Here is a 16527-nt window from a genome sequence, read left to right on the forward strand (position 1 = left end):
CTGTCCCTTCGGTCAGAGGATGACGGTCGAGCGGCCGTGCACGATCACGCGATCCTCGGTGTGCCACTTCACGGCGCGGGCCAGAACGAAGCGCTCTACGTCCGCGCCGCGACGCTGCAGCTCGGCGGCGGATTCGGCGTGTGTGACGCGGGTGACGTCCTGCTCGATGATCGGACCCTCATCGAGGTCGGCGGTGGCGTAGTGCGCCGTCGCGCCGATCAGCTTCACACCCCGATCCTTGGCCCTGGCGTAGGGATTCGCGCCGATGAAGGCCGGCAGGAACGAGTGGTGGATGTTGATCACCGGGGCGCCGATGCGCTCGATGAAGTCGTCCGTGAGGATCTGCATATACCTGGCCAGCACGACGAGATCGACGTTGCCCTGCAGCAGCGCGAGCTGGCGCGCCTCCATCTCGGCCTTGGCATCCGCGCCCGAGCCGGACGGGATGTGCACGAACGGGACGCCGAACGAGCGGACCTGGTCGGCGAGATCGGGGTGGTTCGAGATGACCATCGTCACGTCGATGTCGAGCTCACCGCGCTGGGTGCGCCACAGCAGCTCCATCAGGCAGTGGTCGTACTTCGAGACGAAGATCGCGACCCGCTTGCGCACGGCGGTGTCGTGCAGCGACCACTCCATGCCGAAGCGCTCGGCGACGCCGGCGATCGAGGCCTCCAGCGCCGGGCGCTTGGCGGAGAGTCCGTCGAGATGGATGACGGTGCGCTGGAAGAAGCGTCCCCCCACCTCATCCGTGGAGTGCTGATCCAGCGAGATGATGTTCGCTCCGTGCTCGGCCAGCACTCCGGCGACGGCCGCCACGATCCCGGGCTGGTCGTCGCAGGCGATGAGAAGGCGTGCAGTGTCGGTATGCGGCATGGATGCTCCTGAGAGGGGGTGTCTGTCGATTCTGCCCGTCCGTCGCCGTCCGTGCGAATCGCTCGGCACCCCCGCTCAGTGGGTCATGCTCGGCTCACTTCTCAGGCTTGCGGTTCTCCGCGCTCACCATCCAGGCGAACTGCTCGAGCTCCTCCAGCACGACGTGCAGAATGTCGGCGGTCGTGGGGTCTTCCTCATCCACCGAGTCGTGCACGTCGCGCACGGTCCCGGTCGCTGCCTCCAGGCGCTCGGTGATGAGGTCGATGGTCTGTTTGGTGTCCACCTCGCCCGTAGGGTAGGCCGGCAGCGATGACGTTTCGGCGATCGTGCTGCTGCGGCCGTCGGGGAGCGCATGCAGCGCCCGCATCCGTTCGGCCACGGTGTCCGACAGCCGGCGCGCTGACGCGACGATCTCGTCGAGCTGCAGGTGCGTGTCGCGGAAGTTCGTGCCGACGACGTTCCAGTGCGCCTGCTTTCCCTGCAGCTGCAGGTCGAGCAGGTCGACCAGTACGCGCTGCATGCTGGTGCTCAGCTTCGCCGATGCGCGGAAGCCGCTCTCTGCGTTCTGCTTCTGGGTGAGCTTCTTCGCCATGTTCTTCTCCTCTGTCGGGGCTTGACGTTCAAGTGAGCGATCGCTCGAATCAGTGGTTGCGCAGCATGTCGATGAGCTCCGCCTTGCGCTTGTCGGAGTAGCCGCTGAGGCCGAGTTCCTTGGCGCGAGCCTTCAGCTCATCGACGGTGCGGTCCTCGTAGTTCTCCGCTTCACCGCCGCGCTCACCGACCGATTTACGGCCGTCGCGCGCCGCGGCGTTGGAGATCCTCGCCGCTTTCTCCTTCGAAGCTCCGTCATCGCGCAGCTCCTCATAGAGCTCCGGATCCTTCAGGCTGTTCGAACCGCGTCCGCGGGGCATGATGTCCTCCTGATGTTGTCGGTCGTGCCAGCATGCACACCCCGCGAGCCCGGTCGTCAGGGGGTTGACACGCCTCGGCTCCCGCGTGCATGACCCCTCGCCACCCGCGTGCATGACCGGGCGGGTCGTACGGATAGCACCGGGAATGGGAGCCCGTCAACCCCCGCGACTGCCCGGCCGCGCGCTGTCATGGTTGGCACACCACGCAACGCACGGAGCTCCCGTGCCGCACGTCAACCGAAGGAGCAGACAATGAACATCGCTCTCATCATCATCATCGTCGTCGCGATCGTCCTCGCGATCGTGGGCGGACTCGGCGAGGCATTGGGCTGGCTGCTCTGGGTCGCGCTGATCATCGGTGCGATCGCGCTCATCGCCTTCCTCATCCGAGTAATCGGCGGCCGCAACACCAACGTCTGATCGGAGTTCGCGATGACTGCGACGCTGACTGCACTCACCATCTCGTGCACTCTCAAGCCGGCACCCGGGTCATCCAGCTCCGAAGTCATGTGCGGTCAGCTGCAGGAGCAGCTGACCGCACAGGGGGTCGACCACGCTCACGTGCGGGCGGTGGATCACAACATCCTCCCCGGTGTCGAGAAGGACATGGGGGAGGGCGATGACTGGCCGGCGCTGCGCGAGAAGGTGCTCGCCGCCGACATTCTCGTCTTCGTGACTCCAACGTGGCTCGGACAGCACTCCAGCGTCGCGCAGCGCGTTCTCGAACGCCTCGACGCGGAACTCTCGGAGACGGATGCCGCAGGGCGTCCCATCCTGTTCGACAAGGTCGCCGTCGCGGGCGTCGTCGGCAACGAGGACGGTGCGCACCACATCGTGGCGATCCTGTATCAGGCGCTGAACGACATCGGCTTCACCGTGCCGGCGCAGGGATGCGCCTACTGGAACGGCGAGGCGATGCACACGACCGACTACAAGGACCTCGAGCAGACGCCGGAGAAGGTCCAGTCGTCGATGACGACCGCGATCGGCAATGCCGTGCACCTCGCCCGCCTGCTCAAGGAGAGCCCGTACCCCGTGTGACCGCGTCGGATCGCCGGCCAGGGGCACCGGTGATCCGATGATCTGATGCGGGCCCGTACTCGCGCACTACGCTGAGCGGGTGGAAGAGAGCGCGCTGGGTCTGGTCCTGATCCCGCTGCTGGCCGTTCTCGCGCCGATCCTCGCGCGCGTGATCGGGCCGGTGCTGCGGGTTCCGGTGGTCGTGTTCGAGCTGCTGCTGGGCATCCTGATCGGCCCGGCGGTGCTCGGGTGGGCAGAGCCCGGCACGATCCTCGGTGCCCTCAGCGAGTTCGGCCTGGCGATGCTGTTCTTCCTCGCCGGCACGGAGATCGACTTCCGCGCCATCGGCCGCGGGCCGCTTGCACGCGCCTCGCTCGGCTGGCTGCTCAGCATCGTGCTCGGAGTAGGTGCCGGATTCCTCATTGCGCCCGGTGACGGGATGATCGTCATCGCGATCGCTCTCAGCTCGACAGCGCTGGGCACCCTGATGCCGATCCTTCGGGATGCCGGCGAGATGGCGACGCCGTTCGGTCGGGCAGTCACCGCGATCGGCACGGTGGGTGAGTTCCTGCCGCTGATCGCGATCTCGATCTTCCTCAGCGTGCGCTCGGCACCGGTGGCGGCGGTCATCCTGCTCGCGTTCGTCGGGCTCGCGCTGCTGGCGGTCTACGCCGCCCGCCGCATCCCGCACGGCCGCCTGCACCGGCTCGTCAACGCGACGCTGCACACGTCAGCGCAGTTCGGCGTGCGATTCGTTCTGCTGCTCGTCACGGCGCTCGTGGCGCTGAGCCTGTGGCTCGACCTCGACATGCTGCTGGGCGCGTTCGTTGCCGGCGCCGTCTGGCGCATCGTCATGTCGAGCGCGTCCGAGGAGGACGCGGAGCAGGTCGAGAGCAAGCTCGAGGGCATCGCCTTCGGCTTCCTGGTGCCGATCTTCTTCATCTACACCGGCCTGACCTTCGATCTGCAGGCGCTGATCGCCTCGCCGCGCGCGCTGGCGCTGGTTCCGCTGCTGCTGATCGCGCTGCTCGTGATCCGCGGGGCCGCCGCCCAGTTCTCGGCGACGGCGGGGATGTCCGGCCGCGACCGGACGGCGCTGTCGCTGCTCTCCGCCACGGCCCTGCCGATCATCGTCGCAGTGACCGCGATCGGTGTCGATCAGGGGATGCTCGGCTCCCACATCGCCGCCGCGCTCATCGGGGCGGGCATGCTGTCGGTGCTGCTGTATCCGCTGATCGGCATGACGCTGCGCGGTGATCTGGCCGCCGTGCAGAATGCCAAGGGCGCGCCGCCCCAGGGGGAGATGTGAGCACTGCAGCCGAGCTGTTCGAAGATGCGCGCCGGCGTCTGACGGACGTCACGCAGGAAGGACTCGGCCTCGAGCGCTACTCGCGATGGCGCGGACAGCGCATCGTCCGAGCGGGACGGGCATGGCACCTCGGCGTGCTGCTGCTGACCGACGACCGCGTGCTCGTCACCGGCGAGATCCTGCGGGCGGCGGCACCCGCCCGGCGCGGGTACACCGCCGAGTCCGCACGGGCCAGGGCGGACCGCCGCGCGCAGGCGCGCAGGGGCGGCTTCGCGGAGGGCGAGGTCGTTCACGTCGGCTGGCAGGAGCTCGACCTCGACGCGGTCGATTCGGGTGGGGCATCCGGTCCTCTCGCGCTCGTCGACGGTGTGCCGCACCTGCGCTGGGCGCCGGGGGCCGCATTCGTGCCGCTCGCCGCCTACCTCGACGAGCGCATCGCGCTCGCGCGCGGCGGCTGACGCGAGCGGGATCAGACGCTGACGAGACGCGGGAAGCGTGCGAGCAGATCATCGCCGTCGACGGATGCCGACAGCACGGCGCGTTCGGTCTCGTCGTACTGCGTCGGGTCGAAATAGCCGGATGCCCGGTACACGGCCATCCGGTCGGCGAAGTCCTGGGGTGATGCCTCGGGGTGGAACTGCGTGGCGTACAGGCGCTCGCCCACGCGGTACGCCTGCACGGTGCAGACGTCGTTCGTCGCGAGCAGCACCGCACCCGGCGGTGTTTCGCGGGCGGATTCCTTGTGCGCCGTGAACACCGACAGGTGCGGCCCGCCGGGGCCGAACAGCGGGTCGGCGAGACCTGCCTCGGTGAGCACGATGCGGGTCGCGCCGGCCTGCTCGGGCTGGTCGGTGTGGACCTCGCCTCCCAGCATCCGAGTCACCACGCCGATCCCGTAACAGGTGAACAGCGCCGTCGTCTCGCCGTCGAGGGCGCGCCCTGCGATGCGCTCGAGGTCGCGTTCCACCGCCAGCTGCTGCCGGCCCTTGCCGGCATCCGTCACGTTGAACGGCGAGCCGCCGATCACGAAGCCGTCATACTGCTGCCATTCGGCGGTCTGGAGCGAGGCGTGCAGCAGGTCGATCCGATCCAGCATCCCGAGGCCGAGCCCCCGACTGAACGACCGCTGCTCGGCATCCGCGGCACTGCGCTCAGGACGGACGCACACGTACAGGACCGACGACATGAATCTGAGTCTATGACCGCGAATCCGGGAACGAGGGAATACCTGTAACCTGACGTCGTTGAACTTGAGTGAAGTACGCTCAACTTTTAGGAGAACGCGATGTCCAACGACTTCAGCGACGCGGGTTCGGGCTCGTTCGACGAGTTCCTCTCCCGCTATCTGGCGGGCGAGCAGGCGCGCCAGGCCCGCTCGATCGACCTCAGCCGGTTCCTCACCGCGCGCACCCAGAACATCCTGCAGCGCGCAGGCCGCTTCGCACTGGAGCGCGGCCAGACCGAACTCGACGCGCTGCACGTGCTGCGCGTGATCGTCGAGGACGACGCCGTCGTGCAGGCGATCGAGCGGATCGGCGTGCGCCCGGCATCCATCGTCGAGGCCGTCGAGGCGCGCCTGCCCATGCCCGGAGCCGCCGCCTCGCAGAACGCGGCGACCATCACGCCCAGCGCCAGCCGGGCTCTCTTCCACGCCTACCAGGTCGCCCGCTCCTCGGGTGCCACCTACATCGACCCCGAGCACCTGTTCTTCGCCCTCGTGCTCGGGCAGGACGTGCCTGCCGGCCAGATCCTCGCGCGCGCCGGCGTCACCGCCGAAGCGCTCACTCAGGGGATGCGCGAACCCGTGCACGCCGGCGGCGAGGCCGAACCCGGCACACCCGAAGCCGCGGCGAGCGGCGCATCCGACACCCCCATGCTCGACCAGTACGGACTCGACCTGACCGCTCAGGCCCGCGCGGGCGAGCTCGACCCGGTGATCGGACGGTCTGAGGAGATCGAGCAGACCATCGAGATCCTCAGCCGCCGCACCAAGAACAACCCGGTGCTGATCGGCGAGGCGGGCGTCGGCAAGACCGCGATCGTCGAAGGTCTGGCGCGCGCGATCGTCGATGATGCCGTGCCCGCGCAGCTGCACGGCCGACGGGTCATCGCGCTGGACCTTCCCGCGATGATCTCCGGAACGCGATACCGCGGAGACTTCGAGGAGCGCCTCACCAAGACCATGGACGAGATCGCCGCGCACAAGGGCGAGATCATCGTGTTCATCGACGAGGTGCACACGGTCGTCGGCGCCGGCGGATCCGGCGAGGGCGGAATGGATGCCGGGAACATCCTCAAGCCGCGGCTGGCCCGCGGCGACCTGCACCTGGTCGGCGCGACCACGCTCAGCGAGTACCGCCGGATCGAGAAGGACCCGGCGCTCGAGCGCCGGTTCCAGCCCGTGAAGGTCGCGGAGCCGTCGATCGAGAACGCCGTGCTGATCCTGCAGGGACTGAAGCCCGCATACCAGGAGCACCACGCGGTTACCTACACCGATGAGGCGATCCGAGCCGCCGTCGAGCTCAGCGCCCGCTACCTGCCCGACCGCGTGCTGCCCGACAAGGCGATCGACCTGATCGACCAGGCGGGCGCCCGGCTGCGGCTGAAGCTGGGCATCGTCAGCGACGTCGAATCGCTGTTCGCGGAGCTCGCCGATCTGGAAGCGCAGAAGAACGCCGCCGTCGGCTCGGAGCACTACGAGGAGGCGTCGCGCCTGCGCGATGAGATCTCCCGCGTGCAGCGCCGCATCGATGAAGCGGGTGCGCCGAGTGCGCGCGCTGAGACGGACGCGGTCGTCGACGAGGTCGAGATCGCCGCGGTGATCTCTCGCGCCACGGGCATCCCGGTGAGCCGTCTCACCGAGACCGAGCGTGCGCGCCTCGGCGACCTCGAGGCCGACCTGCACCGCCGTGTGATCGGGCAGGAGGATGCGGTGGCCGCGGTGGCGCGCGCCGTCCGGCGCAGCCGCACGGGCATGGGCGACGCACGGCGTCCGGTCGGATCGTTCCTGTTCCTCGGGCCCACCGGCGTCGGCAAGACGGAGCTTGCGAAGGCGCTCGCCGATCGCCTGTTCGATGACGAGAGCGCCGTCATCCGCTTCGACATGAGCGAGTTCGGCGAGCGGCACACGGTGTCGCGACTGGTCGGAGCGCCTCCGGGATACGTCGGCTACGACGAGGCCGGGCAGCTCACCGAGCGCGTGCGTCGCAACCCGTATTCGATCGTGCTGTTCGACGAGATCGAGAAGGCCCACCCCGACGTGTTCAACCTGCTGCTGCAGGTGCTCGACGACGGGCGGCTGACCGATGGTCAGGGCCGCACAGTCGACTTCCGCAACACCGTGATCGTGATGACCTCGAACATCGGCTCGGAGTTCCTGGCCTCTCGTTCGGGAGCGCTCGGATTCGTCGCGTCGCAGGACGCCTCGGCGAACGGCTTCGCTTCGTCTTCCGACCTCCGGGCGAGGGTGATGGGCAAGCTGCGTGAGGCGATGCGTCCGGAGTTCCTGAACCGCATCGACGAGATCGTGCTGTTCCAGAAGCTCTCCCGCGACGAGCTGGGTCAGATCGTGCGGCTGATGCTGGATGCCAGCGCGCAGCGCCTCGCCACGCGCGAGATCGCACTCGACGTGACGGATGCTGCCGTGGAGTGGCTCGGCGAGCACGGCTACGAGCCCGAGTACGGCGCCCGGCCGCTGCGCCGGCTGATCCAGCGCGAGGTCGACGACCGGATCGCCGACCTGCTGGTCACAGGCGAGCTGACCGACGGCGGCCACGTGCGGGTCGACGCCGCCGACGGCGGCCTGAACGTCGAGACCGTCGTGCTCGCGACGACCTGACCTCCGTTCGCTGACACCGCCTCCTGCCGTCGAGACCCCCAGCTGTGGACGCCCACAGCTGGGGGTCTCGACGCTACGTGGGGGTCTCGGCGGTGCTGCGGGGTCAGCGGGAGGAGTTCGCGGTGCGGCCGCGCACGATGCCGACGAACGTGTCGACATCGGGCGTGGTCGCGTCGCGTCTCCAGGCGACAGCCACAGGTGAGACCGGGCCGGCCAGGAGCGGCCGATAGTCGACGTCCCTGCGGTGATGCAGGCGCGCCAGCGACATCGGCACCACGACGATCCCCACCCCGCTCGCGGCGGTCGCGATCGCCTCTTCGGTCGTCGCGACCTGCGGGAAGCTCGGTGCCGCGGTCGGCAGATCCAACGGCCCGAGCACGTCATCGGCCGGGGTGATCAGCACCTGCTCAACCAGGTCGTCGGCGGTCAGCCGGTCGGTCGCCAGCAGGAACGAATCGATCGCCGCGACCACGACCGGCACCTCCTCGTACAGCGGGATCACATGCAGGTCGTCGGCGTGCTCGATCGGCAGCCGCACGATCGCGGCATCCAGCTCTTCAAGCTGCTCGCGCTGCTCGGCCACCGACAACCGCACCAGTTCGATCTCGACATGCGGCATCCGCTGCTTCCACGCATCGATCCACTTGCCCGGCGTCGCGCCGGGGATGACGCCGAGTCGGAACGTGCGCGGTTCCTCGGGCGCCGGCTTGGGTTCGTCGAAGCGCCTCGCGGACGCCTTCTTCTGCGCGCCCTTGCCCTGCGCGCCCTTCTTCTGCGCTGGCTTGCCCGGGCGCGGACGGCCCGCGCGGGCGGGGCGGCGCCGGTCGTTCTTCATCGGTTCAGCGTAGCGGTCGGAGTCGTTCTCCACCCGAGAACAGGATGGTTACCCGGAGCAGGCCCGTTCCGCGGAATCCGTCCTGTGCTCGGCGAATCTCCTGTCGCGGATGAAGCCGCGAACCGCTCAGCGGCCGGGGCGAATGGCCACGCAGCATTGCCCTTCGTGCGGCTCGGCGTGTGCGCACAGTCCGCTGCAGCCGAGGCCGTCGAGCAGGCCGTCGATCAGCGCGAGGTTCGCCGAGCACACCAGCTGAGCGTGCTCGCGGGCAAGAGAATCGAACGGGCAGTTCGCGAGCGTCAGCGCATCGCCCTCGCGTCGCGGCTCATAGCCGTGCGCGCCGAGGACCTCGGTGACGCGCGAGAGGTCGTCGCCCGTCTCGGCTGCGGGCGGGGTCGGGGCGGGAACGGATGCCGCGATGCGGCGTCCCTCCTCGCGGGCGACCGCGTCGACAGCATCCGATAGCGGCGTCCCGTCACCCGCGCGCTCGATCGCGCCGGCGAGCAGGTGCCCCACCAAGTCGTACCGGCGCTCGGGCAGTGAGACGGCGACCGTACCGCCAGCTCGGCGATACAGCTTGGACGGACGCCCCGCGCCGGGCCCGGTGCGACCACTCAGCCGACGGAACTCGGTCTCGAGCAGCCCCACCTCGACGAGTCTGTCGAGGTGGAATCTGGCCATGTGGCTCGGGATGCCGACGGCGTCAGCCGCGGCGTCTCGGGTGACAGGCTCGGGCTGGGCCGCGACGTGGTCGTACAGCGCTCGCCTCGTCTCATCCGAGAGGGCGCCGATGCTCGTCGCGCGTGCGCTGATGTCCATGTCGGTCTCTAATGAAGAGCGTACGCGCTTTTAGAAATGACGTCTGCTCTGAGCGCGCCGGTCGGCGCACTCAGAGCTCGCGTGTCATCCCGGACGACTGGTCAGGCGGCCAGCCACAGGCCCTTCTGATCGGTGATGACCGTCAGGCCGGGCGCCACGATCTCGTCGTGGCCGATGCGCGTGCCGCGTGCGACGCGTGCGCCCGCGCCGATCTCGGTGCGAACGCCGATCCAGGCGTTGTCGCCGACTGCGGCACCGGGGCCGATGTGCGCGTGCGCTTCGATTCGCGCGTTCTCGCCGATGACGGCATCAGGCTCGATCCATGCGCCGCGGGCGACTCGCGTGCCGGCGCCGACACGCGCACCCGGTTCGATATAGGCGCCGACCTCGATGAAGGCCTTCGGATTCACCTTCGCGCCGTGCGCGACGAGTCCACGTCCGTTCACGTGCTTGCGGTAGCGCAGCGTCGTGCCCTGTTCGTCCTCGATATCGATGTAGTTCTTACCCACGATCCCTCCGGTTCTCCGGGTTGGTCCCGATACATCTACAACCGATGAGGGCGCGATTTCATTCCCGAACCGCGATGACTGTCATCTCTGACAGTTCGGACACCAGAAGGTGACGCGTTCCCGGGTCGGATCGGCGCCGATCGAACCCGTGCGGATGAGGGTTCCGCAGCGACGGCACGGGCGATTCGCGCGCCCGTAGACCCAGTCGGTTCGACCGCGTCCGGTCTGACCGGTGAAGGTGCGGTCGGCGCGGTCGCGATTCGCGCGGATCGTGCGCACTCCGAGGTCGACCAGGGTCGCGACGTCGACCTCTTCGGTGGGCGTCTCGGGCAGGATTCCGCGCAGGAACAGCAACTCGGCGGCGTACTCGTTTCCGAAGCCGGCGACATTGCGCTGGTCGAGAAGGGCGACGTGGATGCTGCGCGGATCGCTCCCGAGACGGCGCACGGCCTCGGCGGCATCCCAGTCCGCGGCCAGCGGATCGGGGCCGAGATGACCGACGAGCTCGTGCTCGTCGCGGGTGGGGACGACCTTCACCTCGGCGAGGTCGACGCCCACGGCCTCGGTCGTGTCGGTGACGACGATGGCGCGCACCTTGAACGCCGGATGCCGCCACTTCTCACCCGGCCGGTAGATGCGCCAGGTGCCGTCCATGCGCAGATGGGAATGAAACGTCGACGTGCCGATCCGCATCAGCAGGTGCTTGCCGCGCGGGACGACTTCGCGCACGGTCTGCCCGGCCAGCTCGATCGTGGCGGCCCGAGGGACGCGCAGCTCGAAGCGCGTCAGCTCGTGACCGCGCAGGGCCGCGTCCAGGCGCCGGGCCGTCTGGAAGACGGTGTCACCCTCAGGCATGCGCTGTCGTGTTGCGATCGAGCACATCGCGGGCGAGCAGCGTCGCTCCCGCCACCGCGGTCGGCATGATGAAGACAGCACCCAGCGGAACCATGAAGCACAGCTGCGTGGCCGCCCCGAAGCCGAGCAGCCGACCGCGGTGGGCGGCGAAGAGCTGCGAGCGGTCGTAGGTGGTCATGTCGCGCGCGTTCAGGGCACGTCCCGTGAGCTCACGTGCTAGCAGACGACCGGTGAGCAGCACGCTCGTCACGGTGGCGACGACCGCGCCGACGACGGGGATGAACCCCAGCAGCAGCGCGAGCACGGCGACCAGGAGGCCGAGGGCGACGAGCCGGATGCTCTCGCCCAGAGCGACCAGGAAGCCGCCATCGCCATCCGGCACGACCCCGCCGAGGTCCTGCTCGACCGCGCGCCAGATGCGCTGGTAGAAGGGGTCGCCGATCAGAAGCGTCAGAGCGGTGAACACGACGCTCGCCAGAATGAGCGCGGCGATCGCGATGATGACGCCGAGAGCAGCGCGCAGCGAGCTGCGCCAGAACGGGTCCCACCCGTCGGCGAAGGGCGTCATCCAGTCGGTGATCGCCCCGAGCGAGAGCAGCAGCGGGACGATCGCCGCAGCCAGCAGGGCGAGCGCGATGAATGCGGGAACGAGCCCCAGCGCCATGAGCCCCGGGCGCTTCTTCCAGTACCCGAAGCCCCGCCCGAGGAATCGGATGCCGGTGATGAACTCAGTGATCAAGAGGACGCCAATCTGAAGCCGTGCTGTCAGCCCATGCTATTTGTCGCGGGTCTCGGCCGCCTCGGCTGCCGCATGCATCTGCAGGCGCGTGCCTGTCAGACAACTACCCGGCGGAGGGCATAGCCGCGCGGGGTGGCGACGAATCCGGCATCCTGCAGGGCATTCGCGAACGGGGTGCCGTAGACGCCGGCGCCGTTGATCTTCTCGACGGTGAGGGTCTCGAGGCGCCGCGCGCGGGATGTCGCGACGAGATCGGATGCCGCCGCGCGCAGCACCTCAGGGTCGTCGTCGAACGCGAGCACCGTGCGTCCGCCGCGTTCGAGATACAGCACCAGAGCTCCGTCGACGAGCACGACCAGTCCGCCCGCCTTGCGACCAGGACGGTGGGAGACCTCGTCGAGCCGCGGCCAGGCGAGTGCCGCGCCATAGGGGTTCGCGGGGTCTGTCGCGGCCAGGGTGACGGCGGTGCGCGGGGGCGGGTCAGCGAGGCCCGCGAAGGTGCGCAGTCGATCGACAGTGGTGGACGCTGCGAACTGGGCGGCCCCGAGCCTCTCGATCACGTAGCCGCGACGACAGTGCCCCGCTTCTTCGAAGCCGGCGAGCACCCGGTAGGCCTGAGCGAACCCACCGGGGACGCCCTCGGCCTGCACAGCACCGCGGGTGACCACGCCATAGCGATCGAGCAGCAGGCCCGCTGTGACGGTCGCTCGGCGCGCGGCATCCGTCTCGGTCTCCGGCAGCACCGCCCAGCGTCCCCCGAAACCGGTCGACGACGGACGTCCCGCCGGTCGCGCCAGCGAGATGCCTCGGTAGGTGCGGGTGCGCGGCGCCCGCCGGGTCGACTTGTGCGCCTGTGAGCCTCCGGCGAGCAGTGCGCGGACGGGAGAGAACGTGTCATTGGTGATGCGCCCCTGCCAGGTGAGCGACCACAGCGCTTCGAGCACGGATTGGGTGTTCTCGGCATCCGTCAGCGCTCTCAGAGGCTCGGCGAACGATGCGCCGCTCAGCCGCAGCACATCGAGCACCCTCTCTTCAAGCGAGCCTGCGGCGGGTGAATCCTCGGGGAAGGGAAGCGTGAACGGCGCAAGGTCGGCCGGATGCAGCGACACCCACCCGTCACGGCCGGGCAGCGCACCGTGACCTGCCCAGACGACCTCGCCCGCGGCGGTCAGCTCGTCGAGCAGCGCTGGCGTGTAGTCGCACACACGACTTGGCAGCACGAGCGACTCCCAGGCACTCGCCGGGATCGGCACTCCCGCGAACTGCTCCATCACGCTCAGCACCCCGTCGACGCCCTCCAGCGGACGGGTGAGGTGCTGCCAATCCGGCAGGAATCTCGCGTACGCCTGGGGACTGACCGGCTCGACGCTGCCGCGGATCGCTGCGAGCGAGCGCATCCGCAGCTTGCGCAGCACCTCGGTGTCGCACCACTCCTTCGTCCCGTTCGAGCCGGAGGAGGCGGAGTCCGTCGAAGGGAGGAAGTATCCGCTGGTCAGTCGCCCCGCCGACTCGAGTCGCTGCAGAGTGTGCCGGGCGACGGCCGCGCCGATCCCGAAGCGGCTGGCGACGGCATCCGTCGTGAACGGCCCGTGCGTGCGCGCGTGACGTGAGACGAGATCGCCGAGCGGATCGGCGACAGGTTCCAGGAAGGCGACCGGGATGCCGATAGGCAGCGCTGCGCCGAGGGCGTCGCGCAGGCGTCCGGCATCCTCGATCACCGCGAAGCGGGACTGGCCTGCGATCGTGACGGGGATGACGCGGCGCGCGGCGACGAGCTCAGACAGGAGGGCGGATGCCAGTGCCGTCGGCGCCGATGCCGCAGCCGGTGTTTCGTCTCGCTGCGCTCGCTCAACGACGGGGGGAGGTTCAAGGCGCTCGCCGACTTCGGCGGCATCCAGCGGGCCGAGCTGACGCAGCAGATCGGCGACGCCCTCGACGCCGCGCGCTCGGCGCTGCGGATCGAGGCGTTGGGCCTCGCGCTCGAACTGCACGATGACATCGGGGTCGAGCAGTTCGCGCATCTCGACGGTGCCGAGCAGTTCGCCCAGCAGCGCCGGATCCACCGACAGCGCAGCGGCCCGGCGCTCGGCCAATGGCGAGTCGCCCTCGTACATGAACGCACCGACGTAGCCGAACAGCAGGTCCCTCGCGAACGGCGAGGGCTGTGCGGGCTCGGTCTCGACGAGGCGGATGCGGCGCTCGCCGATGTCGGTGATGAGCCGGCGCAGCGACGGCAGGTCGTAGACGTCCTGCAGCACCTCGCGGAGGGTCTCGAGAATGATCGGGAACGTCGGATATCGGCGGGCGACCTCCAGCAGCTGGGCCGAGCGCTGTCGCTGCTGCCACAGCGGCGTGCGCTTGCTGGGGTTCATGCGCGGCATCAGCAGCGCGCGGGCGGCGCATTCGCGGAAGCGCGAGGCGAACAGCGCCGACCCGCCGACCTCGGCCGTCACGATGTGCTCGAGCTCGTCGGGCTCGAAGAAGAACAGCTCGGCACCGGGCGGCTCGGCATCGGCATCCGGTATCCGCACGATGATGCCGTCGTCGCTGGCCACAGCGGAGCCCTCGACGCCGAGGCGCTCGCGCACACGGGCGTTGACGGCCAGCGCCCACGGCGCGTGCACCTTCATGCCGTACGGGGAATGCAGGATCACGCGCCAGTCGCCGACCTCGTCGTGCCCGCGTTCCACGGTCAGCGTGCGGTCGGTCGGCAGCGTGCCGGTGGCCTCGCGCTGCTCGGCGAGGTGGCTGAGCAGATTCGCTCGGGCGCTCTCATCGAGCCCGGCCTCGATCAGCCGCTGATGCGCCTTCGCAGGTTGCGCGGTCGACACCTCGCGTGAGAACCGGCCCAGAGCCTCGCCCAGCTCGAACGGCCGCCCGATGCCGTCGCCGTGCCAGAACGGCACCTTGCCCGGCTGCCCGTAGGCGGGCAGCACGTTGACGCGGTCGTGGGTGATCTCGGCGATCCGCCAACTGGTCGTGCCGAGCGTGAAGACGTCGCCCACGCGCGACTCGTAGACCATCTCCTCGTCGAGCTCGCCGACCCTGGCGCCGCTGGTCTCGCCGGCGATGAACACTCCGAACAGGCCGCGGTCGGGGATCGTGCCGCCGCTCGTGACGGCGATCCGCTGCGCGCCCGGCCGTCCGGTGAGAGTTCCGGCATCCCGATCCCACACGAGCCGCGGCCGCAGCTCGGCGAACTCGTCGGAAGGGAAGCGACCGGCGAGCAGGTCGAGCGTCGCCTCGTAGGCGGAGCGCGGCAGCGTCTGGAACGGCGCGCTGCGCCGCACGGTCTCATACCAGTCCTCGACCGAGATCGGCCCCAGCGCACAGGCGGCGATCGTCTGCTGCGCGAGGATGTCGAGCGGATTGCGCGGCACGGCGATCGCTTCGATCTGCCCCGCCAGCATCCGCTCGGTGACGATCGCCGTATGCAGCACGTCGCCGCGATGCTTGGGGAAGAGGGATGCCCGGCTCACTTCGCCCACCTGGTGGCCGGCGCGACCGACACGCTGCAGTCCGGATGCCGCGGATGGCGGCGCCTCGACCTGGATGACCAGGTCAACGGCGCCCATGTCGATGCCGAGCTCGAGGCTGCTGGTCGCGACGACGCAGCGCAGGACGCCGGACTTCAGTTCGTCTTCGACCTGCGCCCGCTGCTCTTTCGAGACCGAGCCGTGGTGTGCCTTGGCGAGCACGGGGTCTGCGCCCGCCGTCGAGCCGGCCTGCGCCATCCCTGCGGCCGGCGGTGAGCTCGCGTCGGGCAGCGGAACGCCGATGCGCTCGGAATAGATCTCGTTCAATCGGCCCGTGAGCCGCTCTGCGAGCCGGCGGGAGTTGGCGAACACGATGGTCGAGCGATTCTCGAGCACCTTGTCGACGATCGCTTCTTCGACGTGCGGCCAGACCGACCCGGTCACCTCGGTGTACTCCGCCTCGCTCTGGTCATCCGGCGACGGTGCACCTGGAGGCGGGGGAGGGTTGCGCATGTCCTCCATCGGCACCACGACATCCAGATCGAAGGTCTTCACCGCACGGGGCGCGACGATCTCGACCGGCGCCGAGCCGCCGAGGAAGCGCGCCACCTCGTCGATCGGGCGCACCGTCGCAGACAGTCCGATCCGCTGGGCCGGGCGGGCTGCACCGTCCGCGGCGCGCAGCGCGTCCAGTCGCTCCAGGCTCACGGCCAGGTGGGCGCCGCGCTTGGTGGCCGCGACCGCGTGCACCTCGTCGATGATCACCGTGTGCACGCCGCGCAGCGTTTCGCCGGCGCGACTGGTGAGCATGAGGTACAGCGACTCGGGGGTGGTGATGAGGATGTCGGGCGGATCGGTCAGCAGCCGTCGGCGGTCGGCGGCGGTGGTGTCTCCGGAGCGCACGCCGACCGTGACCTCGGGCACCTCGAGTCCCAGCCGCCGCGCGGACTGCCCGATGCCGACCAGAGGGGAGCGCAGGTTGCGCTCGACGTCGACGCCCAGCGCCTTCAGCGGCGAGATGTAGAGGATGCGAGTGCGGGCCGTGCGCTCTGTGGCATCCGACCGTTCGGACCGCTGGGCGCGCTCACGGAACACGCTGTCGATCGCCCAGAGGAAGGCCGACAGCGTCTTGCCCGATCCGGTCGGCGCGACGACGAGCGCATTGCGCTCGGCGGAGATCGCCTCCCACGCGCCCTCCTGCGCGGGCGTGGGCGCGGCGAACGCACCCCGGAACCAATCCTGCGTGGCGGGGGTGAAGCGGTCGAGCACGCTGCTCATCTCTCCATCTTGACCCGAGCCTCCGACACTGAGGCCTCAGAAACCGTCTCGACCTCTCGACA

General features: G+C 69.4%; 15 protein-coding genes. 5 read left to right on the forward strand and 10 right to left on the reverse strand.

Annotated features, from left to right (window positions below; all coding sequences use genetic code 11):
* Positions 1-12: 12 nt before the first annotated feature.
* The 3 genes from purU to ACQUSX_RS12810 form a co-directional block, all read right to left on the reverse strand.
* On the reverse strand, positions 13-876 hold the full coding sequence (gene purU, locus ACQUSX_RS12800) for a formyltetrahydrofolate deformylase (protein ID WP_428907296.1): 864 nt from the start codon (positions 874-876) through the stop codon (positions 13-15).
* 94 nt (positions 877-970) lie between these two features.
* Positions 971-1468: a Dps family protein gene (locus ACQUSX_RS12805; protein ID WP_428907297.1), complete on the reverse strand. Its 498-nt coding sequence runs from the start codon at positions 1466-1468 to the stop codon at positions 971-973.
* 49 nt (positions 1469-1517) lie between these two features.
* The gene (locus ACQUSX_RS12810; protein ID WP_428907298.1) at positions 1518-1787 is read right to left on the reverse strand and encodes a DUF7218 family protein; all 270 of its coding nucleotides are present in this window, start codon (positions 1785-1787) and stop codon (positions 1518-1520) included.
* Positions 1788-2039: 252 nt separating this feature from the next.
* Between ACQUSX_RS12810 and ACQUSX_RS12815 the strand changes: the two genes are divergently transcribed.
* From ACQUSX_RS12815 to ACQUSX_RS12830, 4 genes are all read left to right on the forward strand, one after another.
* Positions 2040-2207 carry a hypothetical protein gene (locus ACQUSX_RS12815; protein WP_428907299.1) on the forward strand — a complete coding sequence of 56 codons (168 nt, stop codon included), beginning with the start codon at positions 2040-2042 and terminating at the stop codon, positions 2205-2207.
* 12 nt (positions 2208-2219) lie between these two features.
* Positions 2220-2828: a flavodoxin family protein gene (locus ACQUSX_RS12820; RefSeq protein WP_428907300.1), complete on the forward strand. Its 609-nt coding sequence runs from the start codon at positions 2220-2222 to the stop codon at positions 2826-2828.
* 79 nt (positions 2829-2907) lie between these two features.
* On the forward strand, positions 2908-4116 hold the full coding sequence (locus ACQUSX_RS12825) for a cation:proton antiporter (protein WP_428907301.1): 1209 nt from the start codon (positions 2908-2910) through the stop codon (positions 4114-4116).
* Entirely contained in the window at positions 4113-4574 is a 462-nt protein-coding gene (locus ACQUSX_RS12830; protein ID WP_428907302.1) for a glutaminase, read from the forward strand. Before ACQUSX_RS12825 ends, ACQUSX_RS12830 begins: the two co-directional genes overlap by 4 nt.
* 11 nt (positions 4575-4585) lie before the next feature.
* Here ACQUSX_RS12830 and ACQUSX_RS12835 read toward each other — a convergent pair whose 3' ends face one another.
* On the reverse strand, positions 4586-5302 hold the full coding sequence (locus ACQUSX_RS12835) for a glutamine amidotransferase-related protein (RefSeq protein ID WP_428907303.1): 717 nt from the start codon (positions 5300-5302) through the stop codon (positions 4586-4588).
* 99 nt (positions 5303-5401) lie between these two features.
* On the opposite strand from ACQUSX_RS12835, the gene ACQUSX_RS12840 reads away from it, so the two are divergent.
* Positions 5402-7954, forward strand: coding sequence for an ATP-dependent Clp protease ATP-binding subunit (locus tag ACQUSX_RS12840; protein ID WP_428907304.1), 2553 nt, complete (start codon positions 5402-5404; stop codon positions 7952-7954).
* A gap of 103 nt (positions 7955-8057) precedes the next feature.
* Here ACQUSX_RS12840 and ACQUSX_RS12845 read toward each other — a convergent pair whose 3' ends face one another.
* The 6 genes from ACQUSX_RS12845 to ACQUSX_RS12870 form a co-directional block, all read right to left on the reverse strand.
* A complete protein-coding gene (locus ACQUSX_RS12845) occupies positions 8058-8789 on the reverse strand; it encodes a LysR family substrate-binding domain-containing protein (RefSeq protein WP_428907305.1) in 732 nt (243 codons plus the stop codon).
* Between the two features lie 126 nt (positions 8790-8915).
* A complete protein-coding gene (locus ACQUSX_RS12850) occupies positions 8916-9608 on the reverse strand; it encodes a helix-turn-helix transcriptional regulator (protein WP_428907306.1) in 693 nt (230 codons plus the stop codon).
* A gap of 101 nt (positions 9609-9709) precedes the next feature.
* Positions 9710-10117: a transferase gene (locus tag ACQUSX_RS12855; RefSeq protein WP_428907307.1), complete on the reverse strand. Its 408-nt coding sequence runs from the start codon at positions 10115-10117 to the stop codon at positions 9710-9712.
* An 81-nt stretch (positions 10118-10198) separates the two neighbouring features.
* On the reverse strand, positions 10199-10972 hold the full coding sequence (locus ACQUSX_RS12860; RefSeq protein WP_428907308.1) for a DNA-formamidopyrimidine glycosylase family protein: 774 nt from the start codon (positions 10970-10972) through the stop codon (positions 10199-10201).
* Positions 10965-11711: an EI24 domain-containing protein gene (locus ACQUSX_RS12865; RefSeq protein ID WP_428907309.1), complete on the reverse strand. Its 747-nt coding sequence runs from the start codon at positions 11709-11711 to the stop codon at positions 10965-10967. Before ACQUSX_RS12865 ends, ACQUSX_RS12860 begins: the two co-directional genes overlap by 8 nt.
* A 95-nt stretch (positions 11712-11806) precedes the next feature.
* A complete protein-coding gene (locus ACQUSX_RS12870; protein ID WP_428907310.1) occupies positions 11807-16465 on the reverse strand; it encodes an ATP-dependent helicase in 4659 nt (1552 codons plus the stop codon).
* Between the last annotated feature and the right edge of the window lie 62 nt (positions 16466-16527).

The organism is Microbacterium alcoholitolerans (genome assembly GCF_050408615.1).
Classification (GTDB): Bacteria; Actinomycetota; Actinomycetes; order Actinomycetales; family Microbacteriaceae; genus Microbacterium.

Coding starts and splice junctions, on each gene's coding strand:
- purU (WP_428907296.1), bottom strand. CDS start 876: ATGCCGCATACCGACACTGCACGCCTTCTCATCGCCTGCGACGACCAG.
- ACQUSX_RS12805 (WP_428907297.1), bottom strand. CDS start 1,468: ATGGCGAAGAAGCTCACCCAGAAGCAGAACGCAGAGAGCGGCTTCCGC.
- ACQUSX_RS12810 (WP_428907298.1), bottom strand. CDS start 1,787: ATGCCCCGCGGACGCGGTTCGAACAGCCTGAAGGATCCGGAGCTCTAT.
- ACQUSX_RS12815 (WP_428907299.1), top strand. CDS start 2,040: ATGAACATCGCTCTCATCATCATCATCGTCGTCGCGATCGTCCTCGCG.
- ACQUSX_RS12820 (WP_428907300.1), top strand. CDS start 2,220: ATGACTGCGACGCTGACTGCACTCACCATCTCGTGCACTCTCAAGCCG.
- ACQUSX_RS12835 (WP_428907303.1), bottom strand. CDS start 5,302: ATGTCGTCGGTCCTGTACGTGTGCGTCCGTCCTGAGCGCAGTGCCGCG.
- ACQUSX_RS12840 (WP_428907304.1), top strand. CDS start 5,402: ATGTCCAACGACTTCAGCGACGCGGGTTCGGGCTCGTTCGACGAGTTC.
- ACQUSX_RS12845 (WP_428907305.1), bottom strand. CDS start 8,789: ATGAAGAACGACCGGCGCCGCCCCGCCCGCGCGGGCCGTCCGCGCCCG.
- ACQUSX_RS12850 (WP_428907306.1), bottom strand. CDS start 9,608: ATGGACATCAGCGCACGCGCGACGAGCATCGGCGCCCTCTCGGATGAG.
- ACQUSX_RS12860 (WP_428907308.1), bottom strand. CDS start 10,972: ATGCCTGAGGGTGACACCGTCTTCCAGACGGCCCGGCGCCTGGACGCG.
- ACQUSX_RS12870 (WP_428907310.1), bottom strand. CDS start 16,465: ATGAGCAGCGTGCTCGACCGCTTCACCCCCGCCACGCAGGATTGGTTC.